This is a genomic window from Microvirga alba (genome assembly GCF_015694465.1).
GTDB lineage: Bacteria > Pseudomonadota > Alphaproteobacteria > Rhizobiales > Beijerinckiaceae > Microvirga > Microvirga alba.
This window is the reverse complement of record NZ_JADQDO010000005.1, coordinates 16,359-42,611: the sequence shown is the minus strand read 5'-3', so window position 1 is coordinate 42,611 and position 26,253 is coordinate 16,359. Positions and strand designations below refer to the sequence as shown.

Sequence of the window (26,253 nt, the reverse complement as noted above, 5' to 3'; positions counted from 1 at the left end):
TGGGGCGGGCGGTGCTTGCGGTCGCTCCATCGCGGGAGGTTGTGGCCTCTCGATCGGAGCTGCAACGGGTGGGCGCGGCCGTTCCGGTTGCTGCATCGGCGCAGCGTTCGGGGGCGCGGAAGGCATGGGCCGCTGCGGCTGCTGGTGGAGCGACGGTTCCGGCCGTTGCGGACGACCCTGAGGCATTTCAGCCGGGAATTCGGGACGCTGCTGGCGCGGGGCCATCTGGCCCTCCGGCGCCTGAGGACGCGGTCCGCGCTCGCCCGGACCCTGCGGCCCCGGTCCTCGCTCTCCCGGGCCCCGTGGTCCCCCTTGGCCGGGGTGCTGAGGTCTCTGCTCCTCGGAACCCTGATCGCCGTTCCGGCGCGGTTTGCGCGGAAGGTCATCCAGCGACGCCTGAGCGACCGTGAAGGAGGAAGGCGCGCTCGATCCGCTGTCGGCGGAGGCCATCGGCGCGAGGCCAATCAAGGAAAGCGCTGTCGTCGTCAGCAACAGGGAATGAATTCGCATAATACCCCAGTCTTGAAATTATAAGTTTTGGCAAATCCGAGTCACTTGGATCCGCGTCGGGGAAACTCGTGTCCAACCATGGCAATTGCGTGTCGAAACTCGACGGATCATCTTGATAAACCATGGCAAAGCGCCTCCGCAACGCCTACATTCCACAGTGATTTCGAGCGCCCACCAGGCAAATTTTGATGCAATGGTCCGATGAAGGCATCGTTCTGGGTGCCCGCAAACATGGCGAGTCAAGCGTCATCCTTGAGGTGATGACGCGCGAGCACGGCCGCCATCTGGGCCTCGTCCATGGCGGCCGGTCCAAGACCCAGCAGCCGGTGCTCCAGCCGGGAAATAGCGTCCAGGTGACGTGGCGGGCGCGGCTCGACGAGCATCTCGGCGTCTTTCAGGTGGAGGGCGTCGATTTGCGCGCTTCGCGCCTGATGGCCGCGCCTTTCGCGCTTTACGGTCTTGCGACCCTGTCCCACCTCTTGCGTGTGCTGGCCGAGCGCGATCCGCATCAGTCCTTATACGAGGCTGTGGACCTGTTGGTGGATCATCTCGACGATCCCGACCTCGCGCCTGGGCTTTTCGTGCGGTTCGAACTCGCTTTCCTCGCCGATCTCGGCTTCGGGCTCGATCTGGCGTCCTGCGCGGCCACGGGACAGCGGGAGGATCTCGTTTACGTCTCCCCCAAAAGCGGCCGCGCCGTCAGCGCGGCGGCGGGCGAGCCCTATAAGGACCGGCTGCTCAAGCTTCCCGGCTTCCTGATCGGGCGGCCGACAGCGAACCGGCCGTCCGTGCCGGATCTGAAGGCCGGATTTGCGCTGACCGATTTCTTCCTGCATCAGAACGTGTTCGAGCCGCGAGGGCAGGCCATGCCGGCGGAGCGGGTGCGTCTCATCGCCTTGGCCACGGCGGAAGACGCTTAAATTCGTTTCTGATATGTTCTCGCGCTCAATGACAATGACTGATTCGGTTTTGAGGATTTTCGTTCATGGGTAAGCCGGTCAATCCGCCTTCCGGCGGGGAGATTGAAAACATCAATCTCAAGGACGCGCTGGAAGAGCGCTATCTTGCCTATGCCCTGTCCACCATCATGCACCGGGCGTTGCCGGACGCGCGAGACGGCCTGAAGCCGGTCCACCGCCGCATCCTGCACGCCATGCGCCTTCTGCGGCTCGATCCGAAATCCGCGCCGAAAAAATGCGCGCGCATCGTCGGCGACGTGATGGGTCAATATCACCCGCATGGCGACCAATCGATCTATGACGCCCTCGTGCGCATGGCGCAGGATTTCGCGCAGCGCTACCCGCTGGCGGAGGGGCAGGGGAATTTCGGCAATATCGACGGCGATAACGCCGCCGCCATGCGTTACACCGAGGCTCGGCTCACGGAAGTCGCGCGGCTTCTGCTCGACGGTATCGACGAGGACTCGGTCGATTTCCGTGAGACCTACGATCAGGCGAACGAAGAGCCTGTGGTTCTGCCGGCGGCCTTCCCGAACCTGCTCGCCAATGGTTCGCAGGGCATCGCGGTCGGCATGGCGACCTCGATCCCGCCGCACAACGCGGCCGAGCTGTGCGATGCGGCGCTCCACCTCATCAGCCACCCGGCTACGACCTCCGATCAGCTGATCAAGTTCGTGCCGGGGCCTGACCTCCCGACCGGCGGTATCATCGTCGATACGCCGTCCTCCATCGCCGAGACCTACATGACGGGTCGCGGATCCTTCCGCGTGCGTGCGCGCTGGGAAAAGGAAGACACGGGCAGGGGTTCCTGGAACATCGTCGTCACCGAGATTCCCTATTCGGTGCCGAAGTCGCGGCTGATCGAAAAGATCGCCGAGCTGTTGCAGGAAAAGAAGCTGCCGCTTCTCGCCGACGTGCGCGACGAATCGGCGGAAGACATCCGCGTCGTGCTGGAGCCGCGCTCGCGGACGGTCGACCCGATCATTCTCATGGAATCGCTGTTCAAGCTTACCGAGCTTGAAAGCCGCATTCCCATGAACGTGAACGTCCTCGCCGGCGGCAAGGTGCCGAAGGTGCTGGGCCTCGCGGAATGCTTGCGCGAATGGCTCGACCATCGCCGCGAAGTGCTGGTGCGCCGTTCGCAGTTCCGCCTCAACGCCATCGACAAGCGCTTGGAAATCTTGGGCGGCCTCTTGATCGTCTATCTCGACCTCGACCGGGTGATCAAAATCATCCGCGAGGAAGACGAACCAAAGGCCGAGCTGATGCGCTTCTTCAAGCTCTCCGAGGTTCAGGCCAACGCCATCCTCGACACGCGCCTGCGTAGCTTACGCAAGCTCGAGGAGATGGAGCTGAAGCGCGAACAAAAAAGCCTGCAGGACGAGAAGGCCACCATCGAAGACCTGCTGGGCTCCGACAAGGTGCAGTGGAAGACGGTCGCGTGGGAGATCAAGGAAGTCCGCAAGACTTTCGGGCCGGAAACGGCTTTGGGCAAACGCCGCACCACCTTCGCTGAAGCGCCGGATACCTCCGACATCGATTTCGCGGAGGCCATGGTCGAGCGTGAGCCGATCACGGTCATCGTGTCGGACAAGGGCTGGATCCGCGCCATGAAGGGCCATGTGGCGGATACGTCCAGCGTGCAGTTCAAAGGCGACGATACGCTGAAAACCGCGTTCTTCGCCGAGACCACGTCGAAGATCATCGTCGTGGCGACGAACGGGCGCTTCTTCACCCTCGACGCCTCCAAACTTCCGGGCGGGCGCGGCTTCGGCGATCCGATCCGGCTCATGGTGGATCTGGAGGAGGGCGAGGATTTCATCGCCGCGTTCCCCTTCAAGGCGGGCACGAAACTGCTCGTCGCCGGTTCCGACGGACGCGGTTTCATCATCCCGGCGGATGATGTCATTGCCAATACCCGCAAGGGCAAACAGATCCTCAATCTCGATGCGCCCGCGAAGGCGGTTATCTGCACCGAAGCGTCGGGAGATCACGTGGCCATTGTCGGCGAGAACCGGAAGCTTCTGGTCTTCCCGCTGACCCAGATGCCGGAGATGACGCGCGGAAAGGGTGTGCGCCTGCAACGCTACAAAGATGGCGGCATTTCCGACGCGAAGGTCTTCAGCCTGAGCGATGGCCTCACCTGGAAGGACACATCCGGGCGCACCTGGACTGTGGAAAAGACCGATCTCATCGAATGGATCGGCAACCGCGCCGAGGCAGGACGGCTGCCGCCCAAGGGCTTCCCGCGGTCGAACAAGTTCGAGTGAGGGCTTCTTGGCGGAGCGGCGACGTGGCTTGGCCTGCGAGCATGCTTGGCCCCAGCGTCGATCCGTTCGGGTCTGCCTGCGTCCTCGCTCCTGTGGCCCTGTTCCGGTTGCGTGTGCTGACCTAGACTTCCTTTCGCGCAAAAAAGTTTCGGCGGGATGTCGATCCCACCGAAGCTCATTCGTCGTGTGAGCAGGGTGGCCGGTTGGGCCTCCCTCGATCAGAGGAGACAAGACAATGCGCGTTATGGTTCTGGTGAAGGCGACGAAGGACAGCGAAGCGGGCCTCATGCCCTCGACCGAGCTCTTCGAGGCCATGGGCAAGTTCAATGAAGAGTTGATCAGTGCAGGAATCCTCCTGGCCGGCGACGGGCTGAAGCCATCGGCGAAAGGCAAGCGAGTGGCCTTCGACGGCCCGGGCCGCACCGTCATCGACGGGCCGTTCGCCGAGACCCGTGAGTTGGTCGCCGGCTTCTGGCTATGGGAGGTCAAGGACCTGGCCGAGGCGGTCGAGTGGGTGAAGCGTTGCCCCAATCCGATGCCTGGTCCGAGCGAGATCGAGATCCGGCCGCTCTACGAGATGGCAGACTTCGAAGAGGCCATGACGCCGGAAGTCTCCGAACTGCATGACCGGAACCGCGAAAAGGTGGCCAGCCGCTAGGCTTCTCCGGTCGCCGCCCACCTTGACTTGCCTCTTTCCGTTTCTTACGCGGGAAAGGTGGCGGCGACCGAAACCCATCAGGCGATCGAGGCAGTCTTCCGGATCGAACAAGCCAGGCTCATCGCAGGCTTGGCCCGGATGGTGCGCGACGTCGACCTTGCCGAGGAACTGGCGCAGGACGCCCTCGTGACCGCCCTGTCCGAATGGCCCCAGACCGGAGTTCCCAAAAACCCCGGCGCATGGCTGATGGCTGCGGCCAAGCGCCGGGCCATCGACAGGCTCCGCCGGGAGAGGATGCTTGCGCGCAAGCACGCCGAGATCAACCGGGACCTGGAGGGTGAACGCGACACCGGTCTCGTGGACATCGAAGCGGCCATGGACGACGATGTTGGCGACGAGCTTCTCAGCCTCATCTTCATCGCCTGTCATCCCGTGTTGCCCACGGAGGCCCGCACGGCCCTGACCCTGCGCCTTATCGGGGGACTGACCACCGACGAGATTGCCCGCGCCTTCTTCTCCAACGAAGCGACTATCGCCCAGCGCATCGTGCGAGCCAAGAAGACACTGCGCAACGCCGGGCTGACTTTCGAGGTGCCTCGCGGCAAAGAACGAAAGGAACGCCTCGCCTCGGTGCTGGAGGTCATCTACCTGATCTTCAACGAGGGATACTCGGCGACCGCTGGCGAGGATCTGATCCGCCCGGCCCTGTGCGTCGAGGCCCAGCGCCTTGGCCGCATTCTCGCCGGTCTCGCGCCCGACGAGCCTGAGGCGTTTGGTCTCCTCGCGCTGATCGAAATCCAGGCCTCGCGTTTAGCCGCTCGCACGGCACCGGACGGCTCGCTCGTTCCCCTGACCGAGCAGAACCGCACCCGCTGGGACCAACTCCTGATCCGCCGCGGCCTCGCCGCGTTGGACCGCGCGGAGGCTCTGGGCGGCGCCAACGGGGCTTATGCGCTGCAGGCCGCGCTTGCCGCTTGTCACGCAAGGGCCCGCAAGGCGGGCGAGACAGACTGGACGAGGATCGCGGCGCTCTACGACACCCTTAAGGACGTCATGCCGTCGCCAGTTGTCGATCTCAATCGGGCTGTGGCGTACAGCATGGCCTTCGGCCCGGAGGCTGGCCTGACCCTAATTGGGGAAATCGATCAGGCAGCGGCCTTACGTAACTACGCTCCCATGCCGGCAGCGAAGGGAGATTTCCTGTTCCGGGCGGGCCGGCTAGCCGAAGCCAAGGTCCAATTCGAGCGTGCTGCCGCGCTCACCCGTAATGAGCGCGAGAAGGCCTTCCTCGTCAGCCGGGCGGCAGCCTGCGGCGGCTGATTTCGCCTCCCGCCTGATGAACTAAGCCACAGCTTCCCGCGTGCTTGCCGGTCCGAAATGGACACCCTTCGCCTCGAAGCCGAACCCGGCAAAGACGGCCACGACAACGGCGACGATTCCCGCGACAAGCGCCAGCGCATAGGCGTAGTCGCCGTTGTTGTGCACGGCGATGCTGGCCTGCATGGTCGCGTTTGCCGACGCGAGAAGGTTCCCGAGCTGATAAACCACGCCGGGGAACGTGCCGCGGATCGCGTCGGGCGAAAGTTCGTTGAGATGAACCGGCACGACGCCCCAAGCTCCCTGCACGAAGAACTGGATCAGGAACGCGCCGATGGCGAGGGTGACTGCGGTGGAGCCATAGGCCCATGGCCAGATCATCGGGATGGCGCAAAGCGCCGCGATCACGATTGCCATGCGACGGCCGATCTTGTCGGACAAATGTCCGAAGGTGAGGCCTCCGAGGATCGCGCCGATGTTGAACACGATCGCGATGAGGCCGACAGTGTGCGTGTCGAAGCCGCGCTGTACTTGCAGGAACGTCGGATAGATGTCCTGTGTGCCGTGGCTGAAGAAGTTGAACGCGGTCATCAGCAGGATCGCCCAGATTGCGAGGCGCAGGTTGCCGCGCATTACCTGCCAAAGGGTCGGTCGCGCTTCTTCCAACTGCCGCGCGAGGAAGACCGGCGACTCCTCCACATGGCTGCGGATGTAGAGAACGAGGAGAGCAGGGGCTGCGCCGACGAAAAACATGCCGCGCCAGCCGATGGTGGAATAGAGCAGGAAGAAGACGAGCGAGGCGATGAGGTAGCCTGTCGGGTATCCGGCCTGAAGAACGCCTGAGATCAGGCCCCGGATCTTCGGCGGAATCGACTCCATCGCAAGCGAAGCGCCGACCCCCCATTCACCGCCCATGGCGATGCCGTAGATGGCGCGCAGGATGATGAGAACCATGAGGCTCGGCGCGAGACCCGAGGCAAATTCGACGCCTGAATAAAGCAGGATATTCGCCATCAGGGTCGGCCGTCGTCCCCAGCGGTCGGCTGCAAGCCCGAACAGCAGCGCACCGATCGGGCGCATGGCCAGGGTCAGCAGAATGGCGATGGTCACGCTCTCGATCGTGGTCGAGAATTCCTGTGCGATGTCTTTCAAAACAAAGACGAGCAGGAAGAAATCGAAGGCGTCGAGGGTCCATCCAAGGAAGCTGGCGACAATGACTTTCCGTTGCTGGGGCGTCAGTTCACGCAAGTCCGACCGCATCGACATGGCTGCCTCCTTCGGCAGGCATCACGCATTCGGGCAACCGAATATGCAGGTTTAACCTTGGGAAAGAAAACCAGTTCCAACACGCCGATGTGAGGTCACGCGATCAATTGTCCCGCTGTCAGGCGGGGGCGGTGCACTTGATCAGGAACCTGAAATGAGGGGCACGGAAATACTCCTGCTCGATCCAAGGCTCGATCGGCCCTTCCTTCATGTAGCCGGCCCATGGAGTGAGCTCAACGGCGCTTCCGGGGCGCCCAAAGGACCCGCGCTGAAGACGCGGTGAGGTCTCCTTGCCTGTAACCTGGTTGGCGATGGCACTGGATGCGTCTCCGACCCGGATCCGAACAACCTCGCCGCGTCGAACTTGAAGCCCCGTGGGAAGGATCGCATTGGCGATCACAGCATCGTCCTTGCCTTGGGCGCATCGATATTGAACCACCCTGCCGGCCCTGATGGCCGGCCCCATGACCCGAGCCATCAGGGCCTGCTCAGACGCGCCGCGCTGTTCCAGTTCTTTCTCGAACGCGGCTTGGGTCCAGTGTGCGAGCACCTCGCCTCTGACTTCCTGACCGGCCGTGAAATTTCCGGTTGCCGATTCTGTGGCGCAGCCTGCCAAAGATGCGAGCGAAAGGGACAGGAGAAGGTAATGCGTTTTCATGGGAAAATGGCCTTGCTTGATTAGGCCACTCTAGCTTGAAACGCCGTGAATGCAACGAAACAACGATATGATTCGGTCGATCAATCGGTCCGAACCCAGCCTTGCGCCAGAAGCCGTTCCTGCGGTTTGAAGCGGGCCTTGTAGGCCATCTTCTTGGAGCCTTCGACCCAGTAGCCGAGATAGAGATACGGCAAGCCCATCGTCCGCGCGCGGCGGATGTGATCGAGGATCATGAAGGTGCCGAGGCTGCGGTCGTGCATGTCCGGCTCGTAAAAAGAATAGACCATCGACAGGCCGTCGCTCATCACATCGGTGAGACACATGGCGATCAGATCGCCCGCGCCCTTTCCGGTGATGCCGCTGTCGATTCCGCGGCGGCGGTACTCGATGACCTGTGTGTCGACGTGGCTGTCCTCGATCATCATCGAATAATCGAGCACGGTCATGTCGGCCATGCCACCATCGGTGTGACGGGCGTCGAGGTAGCGGCGGAAGAGCGAGTATTGTTCGGAGGACGGGCGGTTCGAAATAGCCACGCCGATCAAGTCGTTGTTCGCCTTCAGAACGCGCTTGAGGTTGCCCGAGGGCTCAAACTCGTCGGTGAGGACGCGAACGGACACGCAGGCGCGGCAGGCGTCGCAGGCCGGACGATAGGCGATGGTTTGCGAACGCCGGAAGCCGCCCTGGGTCAGGATCTCGTTCAGCTCCCGGCTGCGGCGGCCCACGATATGCGTGAAGACCTTCCGCTCCTCCCGGTCGGGCAGGTAGGGGCAGGTGGAAGGAGACGTCAGATAAAACTGCGGTGCATCACGCGGCTGGCTCGTCACGCTGGATCGCCTTGTGGTGGAACCTTGAGCGTCAATTCAACGCTCAACGATAACATTGGTGCCGGATGCATCCGGAAGAAAGGTCTCCGGATGCCGCAGGGCCGCCTCATGCGCGAATGAACGTGAGGCCGGTCAAGAGGTCGCGGGCAAAGCGCCGGTCATCGCGAACGAGGCCAACGAGAATGTCGCCGGCCCAAAGAACAAAGGTCGGCGCAGCCACGTAGAAGAGGAGCGCGTGAACCGCCGCCGCCAGGACTGAGGGGCGGCCTCTGGTGACGGAATCGACCACCCGCAAACCAGTCATCCGCATACCGACGGTCGCCTGCGACCGCCCGCCAATCGTTACCGCGTTGTAGATCACGAAAGTAAAGGCGGCGACCGGAAGGCCGATAAGCATCAGCAGCCACGTGAGCCCAAGCGTGAACGGCCCGAGCACCGCAAGTGCGAAGAATACGAAGAACACCCACAGGGCGACGACCACGAGATCGATCATGTAAGCCCAGAAGCGCCGGCTGATGACGCCGCGTGTCAGACGCCAATCTATGGTCTCAGGCCGGTAATTCATGCTCGGCACGATTGGCCCGTTGGCCATTTTCCTCTCCATCAATAGGCGCTTTCCGACAGGCACCGCTGGTCGATGCGCTGCGGGGCCAGTCCGTCAGCCGCCAGGGCTTCGAACACCTCCAATGTATGCTTTCTGTCGCGAGTTTCGATGGTGATGTCGATGGAAACACCCTTGGCCGGAACGTCCAGGAAAAGACGCCCGTGCGATACTTCCAGAATATTCGCGCCAAGCTCGCCCAGACGGCTCGCGACGCGGCCGAGGAGGCCAGGGCGGTCGTGAGAGGTGATGCGGAAGGAGGTGATGCGGTCATCCCGCTCCAGCTCACGCACCATCACCGAGGCGAGGATCCGTGCGTCGATATTGCCGCCGCAAAGCACCACGCCGACGCGCTTGCCCGCGAAGCGCTCAGGCTTGGCGAGCATGGCGGCGAGACCCGCCGCGCCCGCGCCCTCGGCCATGGTCCGTTGCAGGGTGGCGAATGCATTCACGGCCCGCTCGATCAACGGTTCCTCGACGAGGATGATCTCGGAGACGAGGTCGGTCACGACAGGCAGGGGCAACTGGCCCACGGCCTTGACCGCGATGCCCTCGGCCAGGGTCGCGCCGCCGATGGGGCGATCCTCGTGGCGAATGGCGTTCTGGAAGGACGGGTAGAGCGCGGCTTCCACACCCACGATCTCGATTGAGGGCTTGATCGCCTTGGCCGCAATCGTGATACCCGAAATCAACCCGCCGCCGCCGATGGGGACGATGATCTGATCGAGATCGGGCGCATCGGCCAGGATTTCGAGGCCGATGGTTCCCTGACCGGCCATGATCTTGGGGTCGTCGTAGGGGTGGACGAAGACGAGACCCTCTTCGGCCGCGATCTGCCGCGCCCGGTCACCGGATTCGTAAAGCGTCTCTCCGTACAGAATGACGCGAGCGCCATAGGCGCGGGTGTTCTCTGCCTTCACCAGGGGGGCGGTTTCCGGCATCACGATGGTCGAGGGAATGCCAAGCCGTGTCGCGTGATAGGCCACCGCCTGAGCGTGATTGCCCGCCGACATGGCGATGACCCCGCGCTTGCGCTCCTCCGGGGTCAGGCTCTCGAGTTTCGTGACAGCCCCGCGCTCCTTGAAGGACCCGGTAGGCTGCATGTTTTCATGCTTCACATAGACGGTCGCGCCTGTAAGTTGCGAGAGCCGGGGAGCCGGGACGAGGGGCGTCCGCAGGACCTGACCCTGGATGATGGCCGCAGCGCGTTTGATATCGTCGATAGTGATGGCGTAATTTGCCAAGATTGCCTCCGGTTGGTGGTCTGACCCTTAGACGGGCCGTGGTGTTGGATCCCGCATCCCAAGCAGACCGCCCGGACGAAAGATCAGAAAAACGATCAACCCAGCATAGAGAGCCATGTCGCGCGCTTCGATAGGTAGATACGCCGACCACACTGTTTCAAACAATCCCACCGCGAACCCGCCGAGCAATGCGCCGGGGATTGAGCCGATTCCGCCTATGATTGCCGCGATGAGGGCCTTGAGGCCGTACTGGAACCCGCCCGCGAAGCCCAATCCGCCATATTGCGCCACGATCAGCATGCCCGACAGGGCGGCCATCGCGCCTGCGAGCGCCAGGGTCTTGATCAAGAGCCGAGGGCCGTTGACGCCGAAGAGCGCGGCGGCTTTGGCGTCATCGGCATAGGCCCGCCACGCCCGCCCGAAGGATGTGGCCCGCATGAGCCAGAGCAGGCCGATGGCCGCGATGAGACCGATGCCCGACGTGATCACGGTGATGGGAGTCAGGCTGACGAGAAAATCGCCCGCCCGCGCGAGCGGCCAGGGCGTGGACCAGATCGGCGGCAGCCAGACTGTGACCGGACTTTGGACGAGTCTCAGATATTCCATGAGGAAAAGCGACAGGCCGACCGTTGCTATCAGACTCGGCTGGGTGCTCACCGCCTTGATCCGGGCGATGGTGAAATACCCCCCGACCGCGCTGTGGATCGCGCCGGCGAAGAGGGCGGCCATCAGGCCCGCCGCGAGCCCGAGCGTGGGAGAAGTGCCGCCGGAGGTCAGCACGATTGCCGCCCCGGCGACAGTCGCCGCCGATCCGACTGCTGCGAGTTCGCCGAAGGCGAGGTTGATGCGTCCGCTCAGTCCAAAGATAAGGGCATAGGCGACAGCCAGAAGGGCATAGATGGCGGTTCGCGGCAGGCTGACCAGGAATTGCTGCAGGGAATAGGCGGCGCTCGCCGGGATTTCGAGGACGCTTGCATCGGCCCGACTACCCGGATCGTTCGCAACCCCTTCCGGCGTGTCGATATAGTAGTGCTTCAAGAGGTAGAGGCTCGCGCCCGACAGCGGACCTTCCTCGGTCGCAAGTCCAGTCAGCTCGGCCTTGTTGGGCGAGAGCCCTGCGGCGGCGAACCGGCAGATGACGAATCGGTCCAGGGGCGGCCGATTCGGGTATTCGGCTGCATAGGCAATGTGCAGGCTCTGCGGAGCAGGGCCTTCCTGCACGCGCTCAACGGTGATCCGCGCTCCGGGGTTGAGAGCGGGCAGGGCGGAGCGACAAACCCGAGTTTGCTGCGCATCTGTGGACAACCCGCAACCGGCCAGGAGGCCTAGACCCAGAAGCATGGCGATGAACCGCCATGCTCGGAACAGGTTGGAGCGGGTCACGAAAGCCCGAATGTTGGGGTTACGCCTTCAGCTTCTCGGCGACCCGGGGGGCGAAATAGGTGAGGATGCCATCGGCGCCCGCCCGCTTGAAGGCGAGCAGGCTTTCCAACATCGCCCTGTCACCATCGATCCAGCCATTGGCGGCGGCGGCCTGGATCATCGCGTATTCGCCGGAGACCTGATACGCGAAGGTGGGAACGGCGAAGGTCTCCTTCACCCGCTGCACGATATCGAGATAGGGCAGGCCCGGCTTCACCATGATCATGTCCGCGCCCTCCTCAAGATCGAGCGCGACCTCCCGCAGGGCCTCGTCCGTGTTGGCCGGGTCCATCTGATAGGTGCGCTTGTCGCCGATCAGCGTGGCGTTCGTACCGATGGCGTCGCGGAACGGGCCGTAGAAGGCGGAGGCGTATTTGGCCGCATAGGCCATGATCTGCACGTCCTGGAAGCCCGCCTCGTCGAGCGCAGTGCGGATCGCGCCTACGCGCCCGTCCATCATGTCGGACGGGGCGATGACGTCGGCCCCAGCCTCGGCCTGCAGCACTGCCTGCCGGGTGAGGAGAGCGACTGTCTCGTCGTTCAGAATCCGGTCTCCCTCCATCACCCCGTCATGGCCATGACTGGTATAGGGGTCGAGGGCGACGTCGGTGATGATCCCGACCTCCGGCACGGCACGTTTCATCTCGCGCACGGCGCGGCAGACGAGGTTGCGGGCGTTCAATGCCTCGGACGCTGTTTCGTCGCGCAAGGACGGATCGGTGTTCGGGAACAGGGCGATGGCCGGGATGCGTAAGGCCGCCGCTTGCTCGGCCGCCTTGACCGCCTCGCTGATCGTCAGACGCTCGACCCCCGGCATGGAGGCGACGGCCTCGCGGCCGCTCGTTCCCTCGATGAGGAAGATCGGCCAGATCAGGTCATCCGCCGTCAGCACGTTCTCCCGCACGAGACGTCGCGACCACTCGGCCTTGCGGTTGCGGCGGGGGCGGTGGGACAACGCGAGCGAGGAAGAGGCGGCAGCCTCGACGGCCGGGCGGGGAAAGGGGGAGAGCTTCGACATGGGACCTGATCCGACGCCGGCTTCGACGATCGACCGGCGGATACGGATAGGGTTAGCACATTTAACCAGCTCTAAAAAAGGGTTCGAGGTCGCAGAGCACACTTGCGTCTTGTGAAACCCCTCCCAATCGCCTGTTACATTGACCGCGACGGTCGGGCTTGGCTAAGCCGCTTGGAGGATCGAGGAGACGGGTATGGACGAGAACGCCGAAATCGTCTGCGAGCGCCAGGGTGAGGCCGGGCTGATCACGCTCAACCGGCCGCGGGCCCTCAATGCCCTCACGCTGACCATGGTGCGCGAGATGCGCCGGGCCCTCGACGCCTGGGCCACGGACACCGCCGTCACGCGGATTATCGTCCAGGGAGCGGGGGAAAAAGCCTTCTGCGCCGGGGGGGACATCAGGCGGCTCCACGAACTCGGTCTCGCGGGCGAAAAGCACGAGGCGCTGACCTTCTGGCGTGAGGAATATCAGCTCAACATCCGCATCAAGCGCTATCCCAAACCCTACATTTCGCTCATCGACGGCATCGTCATGGGCGGGGGCGTCGGGGTTTCGCTCCATGGCGGCTATCGGGTCGCGGGGGAGCGCTATCTTTTCGCGATGCCTGAAGTCGGGATCGGTTTCTTTCCCGATGTCGGCGGGACCTATGCCTTGCCGCGCCTTCCCGGACAGTCCGGCATGTATCTGGCTCTCACGGGGGAGCGGGTCAAACGGGCCGACGCAATAATGCTCGGGCTTGCGACCCATGCGGTCGATGGCGATCGCTTCGACGGCTTGCGCCAGGCGCTGATCGCCGGCGAGCCCGTCGAGGAAGCCTTGGCGCTAGTGTCAGCCGATCCCGGGCCCGGCCCCTTGGAGGGGGAGAGGGGCGTCATCGATTCCTGCTTTTCCGCCGGCAGCGTCCTGGCCATTCTCCAGCGCCTTGATGACGCCGCCGCGAAAGGGTCGGATTTCGCGGCGAAGACGGCCGCAACCATGCGGACAAAATCGCCGACGAGCATGAACATCGCCTTCGAACAGGTCCGCCGGGGCGGTGCGCTTGAGTTCGAGGAGGCGATGAGGACAGAGTTTCGCGTGGTCTCGCGTATCGTCGAGGACCATGACTTCTATGAAGGTGTGCGGGCAGTCCTCATCGACAAGGATGGCCAGCCGCGATGGCAGCCTGCCTCGTTGGAGGCCGTCGCTCCCGCTGCTATTGAACATCATTTCGCCGACCTTGGGGCGAACGAACTGGAGATTGCCTGATGGCCAAGACCCCCAGCCAGAGGCAGGTCGCCGACCCCGCCCGGGACTACGCCTCCGACCGAATCGAGGAACGTCCAACCTCGCAGAGCGTCATGCGCTGGAGTTTCATCCTCGTCTGGTTCATGCGCGTGCTCGCAATTCTATGGATCATGAAGGGGCTTAGCGCATGGTCCGTGATCCTCGGTATCTGGACGCCGGCAGGGCATTTCGAATCCCGGACGACCGGCTATCAGGCGACCATCATCTACTTTGCCCTGATCGATCTCATCGCCGCCGTGGGTCTTTGGATGGCGAGTTCCTGGGGCGGAATCATGTGGCTCCTGGCCGTCATGAGCCATCTCATCCTCGCGGCCTTCTTTCCGAGCGTGGTTTCAAGCGGCGTTCTGACGATGGTCTTCTTTCTGACGCTCGTCGCCGTCTACCTTGCCGTATCATGGTTGGCCGCGCAGGAAGAGGCGAAATAAAGCGAATATCTCGCAAAAGCTTATCGGAATATGTGCAACCATCACATGAGGGCGAGCGGCGGAAAATCATCCTGACATCACCAAAATGTGTCTCCTCAGCACAACACTTGCTGCCTAGAGATGAAACCTGAGCAGTTATCTAAGCCGATGGCGGTCGAGGCGCCATTTTTGCCATAAAATGGCCTCGATGTTTCGCGGTTTTCGATACTGTTCCTTAATCGTGTCCCGGCATTTTTCGGCTGGAGCGAGGCGGGTCCGGAACGGATTCGTCTGTGCTTTTGCCGTTTGTCCTCACTCAACCTGAAGAAGAGCCTGCGCTCATGTTGTCTCGTCGTTCCCTCCTGACAGGATCGCTCGCCCTCGTTTTTACGCCCGCTGCGGCCCTGGCCCAGCAATTTGCCCAGAGCCAGGCTGAGTGGTCGCAGAATTACGAGGCGGTTTCCCGCACGCGGGTGCAGCGCACCTCGACCCCGATGCTCTCTCATGAGGCCTTTGCCGCGACCGAAGAGATGATCCAGCGTTATCGCGATATCGCGGGTCGCGGCGGCTGGCCGGCGGTCCGTGGCGCCGACGGCCTGCGCGTCGGCTCGAAGAGCGCCGCGGTCGTTGGACTTCGTCAGCGCCTGATCATCAGCGGCGATCTCGACCCAGCGGCCGGCGAGTCTCCGATTTACGATTCATATGTCGAAGCCGGCGTACGCCGCTTCCAGGCCCGCCACGGGCTCAGCTCAACCGGCACGATGACCAGTGCGACCGTGGCCGCGATGAACGTGCCAGTCGAGATCCGCATCCGCCAGCTTGAGATCAATGTGGTCCGCCTGCGGACCTATTCCGGCAATCTCGGCAATCGCTATGTGGTCGCGAACATCCCCGCCGCTCTCGTCGAGACGGTCGAAGGTGGTGTCGTCCACACACGCCACGCGGCTGGCGTCGGCAAGATCGACCGTCAGTCGCCGCTGCTCAATTCCAAGGTCGTGGAGATCAACTTCAACCCCTTCTGGACCGTCCCGGCTTCGATCATCCGCAAGGATTTGATCCCCAAGATGCAGAAGGAGCCGAACTACCTGACCGACAACAAGATCCGCATCTTCAACGGCGCGGGTCAGGAATTGAGCCCAAGCCAGGTTAACTGGTTCTCCGACGAAGCGACCCGCTACCGCTTCCGTCAGGATTCGGGCGGCGAACTCAATTCCATGGGCTTCGTGCGGATCAACATTCCGAACCCGCATGGCGTTTACATGCATGACACCCCGTCGAAGGGCATCTTCGGCGACGATTTCCGCTTTGTGTCCTCGGGCTGTATCCGCTTGCAGAATGTGCGCGACTACATCGAGTGGCTCTTGAAGGACACGCCCGGCTGGAGCCGCGAGCAGATCGACGCCACCTTCAAGGCCGGTTCTCGCACCGACGCGCGCCTTGCCGTTCCGGTCAATATCTACTGGGTTTACATTACCGCCTGGGCGACCCCGGACGGCCTCGTGCAGTTCCGCGACGACATCTACAACAAGGATGGCCTCGGCAATGCGATCCCGGTTGCGAGCCGCGTCCCGAACGAGCCGGATCAGGAAATGTTCCTGCAGAATTGATCGCCCTCAATCGATCCAAAGGACGGCCCGCCCGAAAGGCGGGCCGTTTTGTTTTCGGGCAGCACGGCTGCTAAGGAGGCGCATCGCGCAGTCACATAGCTAAGGAAACGGTCATGGACGTCAGAGACAGCAACGGCACGCCGCTCAGCGACGGCGACTCCGTCACCCTCATCAAGGACCTGAAGGTGAAGGGCTCTTCGGTGACCCTGAAGCGGGGAACCCTCATCAAGAACATCCGCCTTACGGGCAATGAAGAAGAAATCGAGTGCCGGGCCGAGAAGGTCAAAGATCTCGTTCTCAAGACCTGCTTCCTGAAGAAGGCTTAGCTTGTCTTGCTCGCCTTCGGGGGGCGAGCCGGGAGGCCTGTAAATCCAAGTCATTGCAGACCATTTTGATTTGGATAGCCGGCTTCAGGCGACAATGGGCGGCTTGGCGCGCTCGTTGTCGCCGTGATAAAGCGCTGAACGCAGTCGAAGGTCCATTCTCCGCGCAGGCGGCAAAGGGTTTAACATGAGCATGAGCAAAGCGGCGCAAGGTCAACTTTCCAATAGCTTTTTCTCGGCAAGCCTTGCCGATAGCGATCCCGAAATCGCCCGCGCCATCGAGCTTGAGCTTGGCCGTCAGCGCGACGAAATCGAGCTGATCGCTTCGGAGAACATCGTCTCCCGCGCCGTCCTGGAAGCCCAGGGCTCGATCATGACGAACAAGTACGCGGAAGGCTATCCGGGCCGCCGCTACTATGGCGGTTGCCAGTTCGTCGACATCGCGGAGGAGCTTGCCATCGACCGCGCCAAGCGCCTGTTCGACTGCAAGTTTGCCAATGTTCAGCCGAATTCCGGCAGCCAGGCCAATCAGGCCGTGTTCATGGCGCTGATGAAGCCGGGCGACACCTTCATGGGCCTCGACCTCGCCTGCGGCGGCCACCTGACCCATGGTTCGCCGGTTAACATGTCCGGCAAGTGGTTCAATGTGGTGAGCTACAAGGTCCGCGAGAGCGACCAGATCATCGATATGGACGAGGTCGCGCGCCTTGCCCGCGAGCATAAGCCGAAGGTGATCGTCGCCGGCGGCTCGGCCTATTCGCGCTTCTGGGATTTCGCCCGTTTCCGTGAGATCGCGGACGAGGTCGGCGCGTTCTTCATGGTCGATATCGCCCACTTCGCCGGTCTGGTCGCGGGCGGCGCGCATCCGTCGCCGTTCCCGCATGCCCACGTGGTCACCACCACGACCCACAAGACCCTGCGCGGCCCGCGCGGCGGCATGATCCTCACCAATGACGAGGATATTGCCAAGAAGGTCAATTCCGCGATCTTCCCCGGTCTGCAGGGCGGTCCGCTCATGCACGTCATCGCGGCGAAGGCTGTCGCCTTCGGCGAGGCGCTGCGTCCCGATTTCAAGGTCTATGCCCGCTCGGTCGTCGAAAACGCCAAGGCGCTTGCCGACACGATGCTCTCGAACGGCTACGCCATCGTTGCGGGCGGCACGGACAACCACTTGATGCTGGTTGACCTCCGTCCGAAGAAGCTCACCGGCAAGGCCGCCGAGCTGGCGCTGGGCCGCGCGCACATCACCTGCAACAAGAACGGCGTCCCCTTCGATCCCGAGAAGCCGATGGTGACCTCGGGCGTCCGTCTCGGCACCCCGGCCGCCACGTCGCGCGGCTTTGGTGTCGCGGAGTTCCGCAAGGTCGGCGAACTGATCGTCGAGACCCTCGATGGTCTCGCCAAGCACGGCGAGGAAGCCAACAAGGCGGTCGAGGAATCGGTCAAGACCCGCGTTCACGAGCTGACCAAGCGCTTCCCGATCTACGGCTGATGGCAGCGATGGGGCCGCTTCCCGAGCCAGGGCTTGGTAGGCTTGCCATGGGTTTCTTCATGGCACCGCTTGCTGCGGCGATGGCTTACAGCGCGTTCTACGGCGCGTGGGGAGCGGTCTTTTTTGTGACCTTCGCGACTGCGCTTGGTTGCGCCATCATTCTAGGCGCTCCAGCTTATTGGGTGCTTCGCCGATATGTTCGCCCAACGTCGATCTTTATTACCCTGACGGGCGGCCTCTTGGCTTTGGTGCCCGGCTTGTTGATAGCGATCGGCTTTTGGAGCCGTGCCATTGAAGCACGGGATCGTATGCCGGCTGGGATTGTGGCTGCGGAACTGCGGTTCCTTGGCCTCCTTTTCGCTAGTGGTTTTGTGGGCGGTCTGAGTTTCTGGATATGCGCCGTTTGGCACAATCTGAAGCTCTCGAAATCGGTGAATTTCTGATGCGCTGCCCCTATTGCGGGAGCCTGGATACACAGGTGAAGGATTCGCGGCCGACGGATGATGCGTCGGCCATTCGCCGCCGCCGCGTCTGTCCGGATTGCGGTGGCCGGTTCACGACCTTCGAGCGTGTTCAGTTGCGCGAATTGTTCGTCCTCAAGCGGTCCGGCCGGCGCGTACCGTTCGACCGGGACAAGCTCGAACAATCGGTGGCCGTCGCTTTGCGCAAACGCTCGGTCGACCCTGATCGGGTCGAGCGGATGATCAACGGCATCGTGCGGCAGTTGGAGAGCATGGGCGAGCCCGAAGTGCCAAGTGAGACTGTCGGCGAACTCGTCATGGAGGGGCTGAAGGGCCTCGACGACGTGGCCTATGTCCGCTTCGCCTCGGTCTATAAGGACTTCAGCGAGGCGAAGGACTTCAAGGATATTCTCGGAGAACTCGCGCAGGATGCGGCCGCGTCGGCTGCTCCCTCCAAGGCCAAGCGCAAGCCCGTGCAGTCCGACTGATGGGTGCTTCCGGCCCACAAGACATGTCCCCCGAAAAGGCCCGGCGAGACGAGCGCTTCATGCGGCTTGCCGTTACCCTCGGCGAACGGAATCTCGGCCTGACCTGGCCCAATCCCTCTGTCGGCTGCGTGGTTGTCGATGAAAGCGGAGGTACGCCGATCATCATCGCGCAAGGGGCGACCCAGCCTGGAGGCAGGCCTCACGCGGAGCGAGTGGCTTTGGTCGCGGCAGGCGAACGGGCGCGAGGCGCGACGCTCTACGTGTCCCTTGAGCCTTGCTCGCATCACGGCAAATCTCCGCCCTGCATCGATGCGGTGATCGCGTCCGGCATCGCTCGTGTCGTGTCCGCTCTCGAAGATCCCGACGACCGTGTCGCGGGGCTGGGGCATACCCGCCTGCGCGAAGCGGGCATCGACGTGAGTGTCGGATGTCTCGCCCCGGATGCTCTTCGCGCCCATCGTGGTCATATCACCCGTGTGACGAAGGGACGGCCCGCCATCACCGTGAAACTGGCGCGCACGACCGAAGGCTTCGCAGGCAGCAGCCGGGGCGCGCGCCTCATGATCACGGGCGAAGACGCGAATGCTCGCGTCCATCTAATGCGCGCCCACGCGGACGCGATCATGGTCGGAATCGGCACGATTTTGGCCGACGACCCGCTCCTGACCGTCCGTCTGCCGGGTCTCGAAGCACGCTCGCCGGTTCGCGTCATCATCGACAGCCATTTGCGCACGCCCTTGAGCTCGCGGGTCGTGACGGGCGCGCGGGAGATCCCGACCTGGATCGTCACGACGGTGGATGCGCCCGTTGAGGCAGAGCGTGCTCTGGTCGAACGCGGCGTGGATGTTATGCGCGTTTCTGCCGACGCGGCTGGCCACGTCGCGTTGTCCGAGGCGCTGCGGCTGCTCGGTACGCGCGGATTGACGCGTGTGTTCTGTGAGGGCGGCCCTGGTTTGGCGGATGCCTTGGCGCAGGCCGATCTGATCGACGACCTCGTGCTGATCACCGGACGATCCGCCAGAGGCGAGGGCGACGTGCCGGCTCTCGGCCTTGCCCTTCAGGACAAAATGGACGAGCTGAGCTTTATGGGCGAGGACCAGAGCGGTCCCGACCTTTTCATGTTCTGGGAGAAACCTTGATGTTCACGGGGATCGTCACCGATGTCGGTGAGGTGGTGTCGGAAGAGGGCGCGCAGGGCACCTTGAAGCGCCTGCGAATTCACGCCGCTTACGATCCCGCGACGATCGCGCTCGGCGCCTCCATCGCGTGCGGCGGCCCGTGCCTGACGGTGGTGGCTGTCGGTCCCCGCGAAGGTGGCTGCTGGTTCGACGTGGACGCCGCCGCCGAGACGCTGGAGCGCACCACACTACCGGACTGGAAGGTGGGAACGCGCATCAATCTGGAGCGCTCGCTCAAGATCGGCGACGAACTCGGCGGCCATATCGTCACGGGTCACGTGGACGGTGTCGCCACCATTGTCGCGCGCGAGGCGATTACTGCAACCGACGATCCCTGGGGGCCGACGGCGCGCTTCAACATCAAGACATCTCCGGAATTGGCTGCGTTCATCGCGGAAAAGGGCTCCGTCTGCCTCGACGGCACGTCGCTCACGGTCAATTCGGTCGAAGGCAACGTGTTTTCCGTTCTCATCATTCCCCACACGCTCGCCGTCACGACGTGGGGCGAGCGGCAGCTCGGCGACAAGCTCAATCTCGAGGTCGATTTGATGGCGCGCTATGCCGCACGCCTTGCGGATCCGCGCCGGGCGGGGTAGGGACCCTCAACAATTTCCCCGTGCGGAGTGCATAGTTCAAGCGCTTGCACAGCCTCATCCTGAGAAGGACCGTTCGGTCCGTCTAGAAGGACGAGGCGTCTCCAGCGCGCTCTGGACCCTCCTTCGAGACGCGGCCTGAAGGCTGCTCCTTAAGGTGAGGGGCCGAGATATAGGATTCTAGAACGGTTTTCTCATGGTTTCGCATTCCTCTAAGCCCGCCGCCGCCCGTCCACCTGTTCCCGGTGCCCGCATCCTGATCGTGGAAGCCCGCTTCTATGATGACATCGCCGATGAACTCCTGCGCGGCGCGCGCGGTGTCGCCGAGGCGGCGCAGGCGAAGACGGATGTGCTGACCGTCGATGGCGCGCTCGAAATCCCCTCCACCGTCGCGATTGCACTTGATGCCGCTGAAAAGGCGGGCAGGCCTTATGATGCCGTCGTCACGCTCGGTTGCGTGATCCGCGGCGAGACCGGACACTACGACATCGTGGCAGGTGAAAGCGCGCGGGCGTTGATGGATTTGTCCGTGGCGCGGCGCATTCCGCTGGCCAACGGCATTCTCACGGTCGAGAATGATGAACAGGCTTGGACCCGCGCCCGCGTCAATGAATTGAATAAGGGCGGCGGCGCGGTGGACGCAGCCCTGGCTGTGCTGCGCATCAAGCGCAATCTCGAGGAGGCCTGATCATGGCAAAGCCCGCAGAGCGCTCCGCTGCTCGTCTTGCGGCCGTCCAGGCCCTCTACCAGATGGATCTGTCCGGCAAGACCGTCGTCGATGCGCTGGCCGAGTTCGAGGCCTTCTGGATCGGCCGTGAGGTCGAAGGCATCGAGTTCCAGCCCTCCGACAATACATTCTTTCGCAATATTCTCTCGGGCGTGGTGAGCAACCAGCGCGAGATCGACGTCAAGATCGACAAGGCGCTGGCCGATGGCTGGCCCCTGACGCGCGTCGAAGCCGTCCTCCGTGCCATCCTGCGCGCCGGCTGCTACGAGCTGATGTACCGCAAGGATGTCCCGGCCCGCGTCGTCATCACCGAATACGTGGATGTGACCCACGGCTTCTATGATGAGGACGAACCCGGCCTCGTCAACGCCGTGCTCGATACTCTCGCGCGCGAAGTTCGTGTAGGCGAGCTGGAAAAAAAGGCGGCCGCTCAAACCAAGAGGTAGGGCGAGGCATGACCTCCCACGCGCGTCCCGGCGAAGACAGCCTGATTGCCCGGTTTTTCGCGCCCCTGGCAGCGCCGGGCGGGCTGGGGCTCAAGGACGACGCGGCCTGTCTTTCTCCGACGCCCGGTCATGATCTCGTTCTAACGACCGACGCGCTTGTCGAGACCGTGCATTTCCTCCCCGGCGACCCGCCGGGCGCGGTCGCCCGAAAGGCCTTGGGCGTGAATGTCTCCGATCTTGCCGCGAAAGGCGCGGATCCGGCGGGCTTTCTTTTGAGCCTTGCGCTTCCCGCGGATTGGACCGAGGCGTGGCTGACCGAGTTCGCAGCTGGTCTCGGACGGGCCGCTCGCGATTTTTCCTGTCCGCTTCTGGGCGGTGATACGGTGAAGGCGAAGGGGGCCTTGACCCTCTCCGTCACTGCTCTCGGCGAGGTGCCGGCGGGGCGCATGGTCCATCGTTCAACCGCGCAAGTGGGGGACGCGATCTGCGTGACGGGCACCATCGGCGACGGCGCATTGGGGCTTCTACTTCGACGGTCCCCGGCCTGGGCGGAGAGCCTGTCCTTGGACGAGAGAGCCTTTCTCGCTGACCGCTACCTCAATCCGCAGCCGCGCCATCGTCTCGCACCGGCGCTACGGACCTATGCTCGCGCCGCCATGGACGTTTCCGATGGGCTCGCGGGCGATCTCGCCAAAATGCTCCGCGTCAGCCGTGTGTCGGGTGTCGTCGCCGCCGACCGGGTTCCGCTTTCGCCCGCCGCGCGCAAGGCCGTTGAGGCGCAGCCGGACCTGATCGATCGGGTGCTGACCGGTGGGGATGACTACGAAATTCTTTGTACCGTTCCGGAAAGCAATCTCGACAGGTTCGTAAAAGAGGCCGATAGCGTCGGCATCAACCTGTCCGTCATCGGCCATGTCGTTCCGGGACATGAAACGCCGGTCTTTCGGATGAAGGATTTCGAAAGACGCTACGATGTCGGTTCATTCTCGCACTTTTAGTGCCGCCCAAGCTCCAGGCGATGTTCTCGCCAAGCGCAACGCTCTGGTTCTGGCCTGCGCGCAGGCGTTGGGTGGCGCGAGCCCGGCGATCGTTGTCTCCCTTGGCGGGTTGGTTGGGCAAACGCTCGCCACCGACAAGGAACTCGCGACCCTTCCCGTAAGCCTTCTGAACCTGGGCCTCGCCCTCGGCACGATCCCGGCAGCCATGCTGATGCGCAGCGCCGGGCGGCGTGCGGGCTACATGGTCGGGGCGGGGATCGGCGTGTTCGGCGGGTGCATCGCCGCCTTCGGCATCGCTTCAGCGAATTTTCTGATCTTCTGCCTTGGAACCCTCATTGCCGGTCTCTACGGCTCCTTCGTCCAGAGCTACCGCTTCGGCGCGACCGATGCGGCGTCCGATGCGTTCAAGCCCCGGGCGATTTCCTGGGTCATGACTGGCGGCTTGATCGCGGGCGTCATCGGCCCGCAAACGGTCATCTGGACCAGGGACATGATCGTGACGGCACCGTTCGCCGGAGCCTTCGTGGGCCATGCCTCGCTTGCGCTTCTCTCCATGATGGTCGTCTCTTTCCTGCGGCCTGTCCCCGTCAGCGCCGCCGCTCCGAAATCCGGCGGCAGGCCCTTGCGCGAAATCATGAGCCAGCCCCGCTTCATCGTTGCGGTCGTGGCGGCTCTCGTCTCCTACGGGCTCATGAGCTTCCTCATGACGGCCGCGCCCCTGGCGATGATCGGATGCGGCCACCCGGTGGGCGTCGCTGCGCTCGGCATCCAATGGCATATCCTGGCCATGTTCGGCCCGAGCTTCTTCACGGGCCGTCTTATCGGACGGTTCGGCAAAGGCCCGGTCACGGCGACCGGGCTCGGCTTGATTGGCCTATCTGCGGTGATCGGGCTCTCGGGCACGAGTGTCGCGCATTTCTGGACGACACTGATTCTCTTAGGAATCGGCTGGAACTTCGGTTTTATCGGCGCGACGGCCCTCGTGACGGACTGTTATCGCCCCGAAGAACGCACGAAAGTTCAGGCGGCTAACGATTTTCTCGTCTTCGGTTCGGTCGCAATCGCTTCGTTCTCATCAGGCAAATTGTTGAACGCAGGCGGGTGGGACAGCGTCAATTGGCTTGTTTTCCCACCAATTTTGGTCGCATTGGCGCTTTTGGCCTGGCAGCGCCGCGCGAAAGTTGCCGTGTCCGTCTGAAAGTGTCCGCCTAAAGTCTTGCTCCGACTCCGGCAGAAGTCACGTTGCAGGGTGCATGGTTTTTTGGCACCAAATATAGACTTCGCTGGGGGTAGGGGCCATCAAGGCCTAAAAATAGGCTTTGAGAGGGGCGTTCTGCTTTCCCATAACAAGGATGGCACAATGGCACTTACCCTAATCATATTGGGCGGCCTTCTTTCGATTGCGTACGGCCTCTGGGCCATTAATGACGTGATGAAGCGCGATGCCGGCTCGCAGCGCATGCAGGAGATCGCGGGTGCGATCGCCGAGGGCGCAAAGGCCTATCTCAGGCGGCAATACACCACCATCGCAGTCGTCGGCGTGGTGCTCTTCGCCATCATTGCTTATTTCCTCGGCATTCGCGTCGCCGTCGGCTTCGCCATCGGTGCCATTCTCTCGGGCATGGCCGGGTTCATCGGCATGAACGTGTCCGTTCGCGCCAATGTGCGCACGGCTCAGGCCGCGACCCAGTCCCTCGGAGGCGGTCTGGACGTGGCCTTCAAGTCGGGCGCGGTCACGGGCATGCTCGTTGCCGGTCTCGCTCTTCTCGGGGTCGCTCTGTATTTCGGCTATCTTACAAAGGTCGCGGGCCTCGGCTTCTCCGACCGGCAGGTCATCGATAGCCTGGTGGCGCTCGGCTTCGGCGCTTCACTGATTTCCATCTTCGCGCGTCTCGGCGGCGGCATCTTCACCAAGGGCGCCGACGTGGGCGGCGATCTCGTGGGCAAGGTCGAGGCGGGAATTCCGGAGGACGATCCGCGCAATCCGGCGACCATCGCCGACAACGTGGGCGACAATGTCGGCGACTGCGCCGGCATGGCGGCTGACCTGTTCGAGACCTATGCGGTGACGGTCGTGGCAACGATGGTCCTCGCGGCGATCTTCTTCGCTGGCCAGCCGATCCTGGAATCGATGCTGCTTTATCCCCTCGCCATTGGCGCGGCCTGCATCGTGACCTCGATCATCGGAACCTTCTTCGTGAAGCTCGGTCAGAACGAATCCATCATGGGTGCGCTCTACAAGGGCCTTATCGCAACCGGCGTCTTCTCCGCCGCCGCGATTGCGGCCGTGACCTGGGGCATGATCGGCTTCGGCCCCATCGCCGGGACCACGCTCACGGGCCAAGCCCTGTTCTGGTGCGCGATGACGGGGCTCGCGGTCACGGCGCTCATCGTCGTGATCACCGAGTACTATACCGGCGTCGGCTTCCGGCCCGTTCGCTCCATCGCCCAGGCTTCGGTCACCGGGCATGGCACGAACGTGATTCAGGGCCTCGCGGTGTCGCTCGAGTCCACGGCGCTTCCGGCCATCGTCATCATCGCGGGCATCATTCTGTCCTTCAAACTCGCGGGCCTCTTCGGCATCGCGATCGCGGTGACGGCGATGCTGGCTCTGGCGGGCATGATCGTTGCGCTCGATGCCTTCGGTCCGGTGACGGACAATGCGGGCGGCATCGCCGAAATGGCCGGTTTGCCGAAGGAGGTCCGCAAGTCCACTGACGCGCTGGACGCGGTCGGCAACACCACGAAGGCGGTGACGAAGGGCTACGCCATCGGTTCTGCCGGCCTGGGTGCTCTCGTGCTCTTCGCGGCCTACACGTCCGACCTGAACTTCTTCACGCAGAATGCGGCGCAATACCCGTATTTCCAGGGCGTGAAGCCGGACTTCTCGCTCGCGAATCCATACGTCGTCGTCGGCCTTCTCTTCGGTGGGCTGATCCCGTTCCTCTTCAGCGGCATCGCCATGACGGCGGTGGGCCGTGCGGCAGGCGCTGTCGTGGAGGAGGTGCGTCGTCAATTCCGCGAGAAGCCGGGTATCATGGCAGGGACCGACCGTCCCGATTATGGCCGCGCGGTGGACATGCTGACGCGCGCCGCGATCAAGGAAATGATCATTCCGTCGCTCCTGCCGGTGCTGGCGCCCATCGTGACCTATTTCGTGGTCTATTGGATCGCGGGTAAGTCGCAGGCTTTCTCGGCGGTCGGCGCGATGCTGCTCGGCGTCATCGTCACCGGTCTCTTCGTCGCCATCTCGATGACCTCGGGCGGCGGCGCGTGGGATAACGCGAAGAAGTCCTTTGAGGACGGCTTCACGGATGCCTCGGGCGTGACCCATCACAAGGGATCGGAGGCCCACAAGGCGTCGGTCACCGGCGACACCGTCGGCGACCCCTACAAGGACACGGCGGGCCCCGCCGTGAACCCTGCGATCAAGATCACCAACATCATCGCGTTGCTGCTCCTGGCGATCCTCGCGCATTCGTAAAACGCGCCGGAGCCGAA

Annotated in this window: 25 protein-coding genes; 18 read left to right on the top strand and 7 right to left on the bottom strand. The window is 63.2% G+C overall.

Annotated features, from left to right (window positions below; translation table 11 throughout):
• The first annotated feature begins 698 nt into the window (after window positions 1-698).
• From recO to I2H38_RS11495, 4 genes are all read left to right on the top strand, one after another.
• Window positions 699-1,430, top strand: a complete 732-nt coding sequence (gene recO / locus I2H38_RS11510; protein ID WP_196272010.1) for a DNA repair protein RecO — start codon at window positions 699-701, stop codon at window positions 1,428-1,430.
• Window positions 1,431-1,495: 65 nt separating this feature from the next.
• The gene (gene parC / locus I2H38_RS11505; RefSeq protein ID WP_196272009.1) at window positions 1,496-3,739 is read left to right on the top strand and encodes a DNA topoisomerase IV subunit A; all 2,244 of its coding nucleotides are present in this window, start codon (window positions 1,496-1,498) and stop codon (window positions 3,737-3,739) included.
• Window positions 3,740-3,974: 235 nt separating this feature from the next.
• Window positions 3,975-4,397, top strand: a complete 423-nt coding sequence (locus tag I2H38_RS11500; RefSeq protein ID WP_196272008.1) for a YciI family protein — start codon at window positions 3,975-3,977, stop codon at window positions 4,395-4,397.
• Window positions 4,398-4,454: 57 nt separating this feature from the next.
• Entirely contained in the window at window positions 4,455-5,717 is a 1,263-nt protein-coding gene (locus tag I2H38_RS11495) for an RNA polymerase sigma factor (RefSeq protein WP_196272007.1), read from the top strand.
• A gap of 21 nt (window positions 5,718-5,738) precedes the next feature.
• Here I2H38_RS11495 and I2H38_RS11490 read toward each other — a convergent pair whose 3' ends face one another.
• From I2H38_RS11490 to hemB, 7 genes are all read right to left on the bottom strand, one after another.
• Complete coding sequence (locus I2H38_RS11490; RefSeq protein ID WP_196272006.1) at window positions 5,739-6,980, bottom strand: MFS transporter; 1,242 nt, start codon at window positions 6,978-6,980, stop codon at window positions 5,739-5,741.
• Window positions 6,981-7,098: 118 nt separating this feature from the next.
• Window positions 7,099-7,638: a hypothetical protein gene (locus I2H38_RS11485; protein WP_196272005.1), complete on the bottom strand. Its 540-nt coding sequence runs from the start codon at window positions 7,636-7,638 to the stop codon at window positions 7,099-7,101.
• Window positions 7,639-7,718: 80 nt separating this feature from the next.
• The gene (locus I2H38_RS11480; RefSeq protein WP_196272004.1) at window positions 7,719-8,465 is read right to left on the bottom strand and encodes an arginyltransferase; all 747 of its coding nucleotides are present in this window, start codon (window positions 8,463-8,465) and stop codon (window positions 7,719-7,721) included.
• A 106-nt stretch (window positions 8,466-8,571) separates the two neighbouring features.
• Window positions 8,572-9,057 (bottom strand): RDD family protein, encoded by a 486-nt coding sequence (locus I2H38_RS11475; protein WP_196272003.1) that lies wholly within the window; start codon window positions 9,055-9,057, stop codon window positions 8,572-8,574.
• Between the two features lie 11 nt (window positions 9,058-9,068).
• Window positions 9,069-10,310: a threonine ammonia-lyase gene (locus I2H38_RS11470; RefSeq protein ID WP_210324783.1), complete on the bottom strand. Its 1,242-nt coding sequence runs from the start codon at window positions 10,308-10,310 to the stop codon at window positions 9,069-9,071.
• Window positions 10,311-10,337: 27 nt separating this feature from the next.
• Complete coding sequence (locus I2H38_RS11465; protein ID WP_196272002.1) at window positions 10,338-11,693, bottom strand: branched-chain amino acid ABC transporter permease; 1,356 nt, start codon at window positions 11,691-11,693, stop codon at window positions 10,338-10,340.
• Window positions 11,694-11,712: 19 nt separating this feature from the next.
• Window positions 11,713-12,750, bottom strand: a complete 1,038-nt coding sequence (hemB, locus tag I2H38_RS11460; protein WP_196272001.1) for a porphobilinogen synthase — start codon at window positions 12,748-12,750, stop codon at window positions 11,713-11,715.
• A 193-nt stretch (window positions 12,751-12,943) separates the two neighbouring features.
• On the opposite strand from hemB, the gene I2H38_RS11455 reads away from it, so the two are divergent.
• The 14 genes from I2H38_RS11455 to I2H38_RS11390 all read left to right on the top strand — a co-directional run bounded on the left by I2H38_RS11455 (window position 12,944) and on the right by I2H38_RS11390 (window position 26,236).
• Window positions 12,944-13,996, top strand: coding sequence for an enoyl-CoA hydratase/isomerase family protein (locus I2H38_RS11455; protein ID WP_196272000.1), 1,053 nt, complete (start codon window positions 12,944-12,946; stop codon window positions 13,994-13,996).
• A complete protein-coding gene (locus I2H38_RS11450) occupies window positions 13,996-14,460 on the top strand; it encodes a DUF6163 family protein (protein WP_196271999.1) in 465 nt (154 codons plus the stop codon). The genes I2H38_RS11455 and I2H38_RS11450 overlap by 1 nt, the downstream gene beginning before the upstream one ends.
• A 320-nt stretch (window positions 14,461-14,780) precedes the next feature.
• A complete protein-coding gene (locus I2H38_RS11445) occupies window positions 14,781-16,046 on the top strand; it encodes a L,D-transpeptidase family protein (protein WP_196271998.1) in 1,266 nt (421 codons plus the stop codon).
• A gap of 113 nt (window positions 16,047-16,159) precedes the next feature.
• Entirely contained in the window at window positions 16,160-16,372 is a 213-nt protein-coding gene (locus tag I2H38_RS11440; protein ID WP_196271997.1) for an alkylphosphonate utilization protein, read from the top strand.
• A gap of 184 nt (window positions 16,373-16,556) precedes the next feature.
• Entirely contained in the window at window positions 16,557-17,861 is a 1,305-nt protein-coding gene (gene glyA, locus I2H38_RS11435; RefSeq protein WP_407664065.1) for a serine hydroxymethyltransferase, read from the top strand.
• 47 nt (window positions 17,862-17,908) lie between these two features.
• Window positions 17,909-18,304: a hypothetical protein gene (locus I2H38_RS11430; RefSeq protein WP_196271996.1), complete on the top strand. Its 396-nt coding sequence runs from the start codon at window positions 17,909-17,911 to the stop codon at window positions 18,302-18,304.
• On the top strand, window positions 18,304-18,810 hold the full coding sequence (gene nrdR, locus I2H38_RS11425) for a transcriptional regulator NrdR (protein WP_196272226.1): 507 nt from the start codon (window positions 18,304-18,306) through the stop codon (window positions 18,808-18,810). Before I2H38_RS11430 ends, nrdR begins: the two co-directional genes overlap by 1 nt.
• Complete coding sequence (ribD, locus tag I2H38_RS11420) at window positions 18,810-19,949, top strand: bifunctional diaminohydroxyphosphoribosylaminopyrimidine deaminase/5-amino-6-(5-phosphoribosylamino)uracil reductase RibD (RefSeq protein ID WP_267875961.1); 1,140 nt, start codon at window positions 18,810-18,812, stop codon at window positions 19,947-19,949. The genes nrdR and ribD overlap by 1 nt, the downstream gene beginning before the upstream one ends.
• Window positions 19,949-20,584 (top strand): riboflavin synthase, encoded by a 636-nt coding sequence (locus I2H38_RS11415; protein WP_196271994.1) that lies wholly within the window; start codon window positions 19,949-19,951, stop codon window positions 20,582-20,584. Before ribD ends, I2H38_RS11415 begins: the two co-directional genes overlap by 1 nt.
• A gap of 193 nt (window positions 20,585-20,777) precedes the next feature.
• The gene (gene ribH / locus I2H38_RS11410) at window positions 20,778-21,269 is read left to right on the top strand and encodes a 6,7-dimethyl-8-ribityllumazine synthase (RefSeq protein WP_196271993.1); all 492 of its coding nucleotides are present in this window, start codon (window positions 20,778-20,780) and stop codon (window positions 21,267-21,269) included.
• A gap of 2 nt (window positions 21,270-21,271) precedes the next feature.
• Window positions 21,272-21,754: a transcription antitermination factor NusB gene (gene nusB, locus I2H38_RS11405; protein ID WP_196271992.1), complete on the top strand. Its 483-nt coding sequence runs from the start codon at window positions 21,272-21,274 to the stop codon at window positions 21,752-21,754.
• Window positions 21,755-21,762: 8 nt separating this feature from the next.
• Window positions 21,763-22,752 (top strand): thiamine-phosphate kinase, encoded by a 990-nt coding sequence (gene thiL, locus I2H38_RS11400; RefSeq protein WP_196271991.1) that lies wholly within the window; start codon window positions 21,763-21,765, stop codon window positions 22,750-22,752.
• Window positions 22,727-23,950, top strand: coding sequence for an MFS transporter (locus I2H38_RS11395; RefSeq protein WP_196271990.1), 1,224 nt, complete (start codon window positions 22,727-22,729; stop codon window positions 23,948-23,950). The genes thiL and I2H38_RS11395 overlap by 26 nt, the downstream gene beginning before the upstream one ends.
• A 162-nt stretch (window positions 23,951-24,112) precedes the next feature.
• Window positions 24,113-26,236: a sodium-translocating pyrophosphatase gene (locus I2H38_RS11390; protein WP_196271989.1), complete on the top strand. Its 2,124-nt coding sequence runs from the start codon at window positions 24,113-24,115 to the stop codon at window positions 26,234-26,236.
• The last annotated feature ends 17 nt before the right edge of the window (window positions 26,237-26,253 follow it).

Excerpts from the sequence above, each read along its gene's own strand:
- nrdR (WP_196272226.1), top strand. The coding sequence starts at position 18,304 with ATGCGCTGCCCCTATTGCGGGAGCCTGGATACACAGGTGAAGGATTCG.
- I2H38_RS11390 (WP_196271989.1), top strand. The coding sequence starts at position 24,113 with ATGGCACTTACCCTAATCATATTGGGCGGCCTTCTTTCGATTGCGTAC.
- ribH (WP_196271993.1), top strand. The coding sequence starts at position 20,778 with ATGGTTTCGCATTCCTCTAAGCCCGCCGCCGCCCGTCCACCTGTTCCC.
- I2H38_RS11445 (WP_196271998.1), top strand. The coding sequence starts at position 14,781 with ATGTTGTCTCGTCGTTCCCTCCTGACAGGATCGCTCGCCCTCGTTTTT.
- I2H38_RS11455 (WP_196272000.1), top strand. The coding sequence starts at position 12,944 with ATGGACGAGAACGCCGAAATCGTCTGCGAGCGCCAGGGTGAGGCCGGG.
- I2H38_RS11440 (WP_196271997.1), top strand. The coding sequence starts at position 16,160 with ATGGACGTCAGAGACAGCAACGGCACGCCGCTCAGCGACGGCGACTCC.
- glyA (WP_407664065.1), top strand. The coding sequence starts at position 16,557 with ATGAGCATGAGCAAAGCGGCGCAAGGTCAACTTTCCAATAGCTTTTTC.
- I2H38_RS11485 (WP_196272005.1), bottom strand. The coding sequence starts at position 7,638 with ATGAAAACGCATTACCTTCTCCTGTCCCTTTCGCTCGCATCTTTGGCA.
- I2H38_RS11490 (WP_196272006.1), bottom strand. The coding sequence starts at position 6,980 with ATGTCGATGCGGTCGGACTTGCGTGAACTGACGCCCCAGCAACGGAAA.
- I2H38_RS11475 (WP_196272003.1), bottom strand. The coding sequence starts at position 9,057 with ATGGCCAACGGGCCAATCGTGCCGAGCATGAATTACCGGCCTGAGACC.
- I2H38_RS11415 (WP_196271994.1), top strand. The coding sequence starts at position 19,949 with ATGTTCACGGGGATCGTCACCGATGTCGGTGAGGTGGTGTCGGAAGAG.
- ribD (WP_267875961.1), top strand. The coding sequence starts at position 18,810 with ATGGGTGCTTCCGGCCCACAAGACATGTCCCCCGAAAAGGCCCGGCGA.
- nusB (WP_196271992.1), top strand. The coding sequence starts at position 21,272 with ATGGCAAAGCCCGCAGAGCGCTCCGCTGCTCGTCTTGCGGCCGTCCAG.
- I2H38_RS11450 (WP_196271999.1), top strand. The coding sequence starts at position 13,996 with ATGGCCAAGACCCCCAGCCAGAGGCAGGTCGCCGACCCCGCCCGGGAC.
- I2H38_RS11430 (WP_196271996.1), top strand. The coding sequence starts at position 17,909 with ATGGGTTTCTTCATGGCACCGCTTGCTGCGGCGATGGCTTACAGCGCG.
- recO (WP_196272010.1), top strand. The coding sequence starts at position 699 with ATGCAATGGTCCGATGAAGGCATCGTTCTGGGTGCCCGCAAACATGGC.
- thiL (WP_196271991.1), top strand. The coding sequence starts at position 21,763 with ATGACCTCCCACGCGCGTCCCGGCGAAGACAGCCTGATTGCCCGGTTT.
- parC (WP_196272009.1), top strand. The coding sequence starts at position 1,496 with ATGGGTAAGCCGGTCAATCCGCCTTCCGGCGGGGAGATTGAAAACATC.
- I2H38_RS11500 (WP_196272008.1), top strand. The coding sequence starts at position 3,975 with ATGCGCGTTATGGTTCTGGTGAAGGCGACGAAGGACAGCGAAGCGGGC.
- I2H38_RS11395 (WP_196271990.1), top strand. The coding sequence starts at position 22,727 with ATGTCGGTTCATTCTCGCACTTTTAGTGCCGCCCAAGCTCCAGGCGAT.
- hemB (WP_196272001.1), bottom strand. The coding sequence starts at position 12,750 with ATGTCGAAGCTCTCCCCCTTTCCCCGCCCGGCCGTCGAGGCTGCCGCC.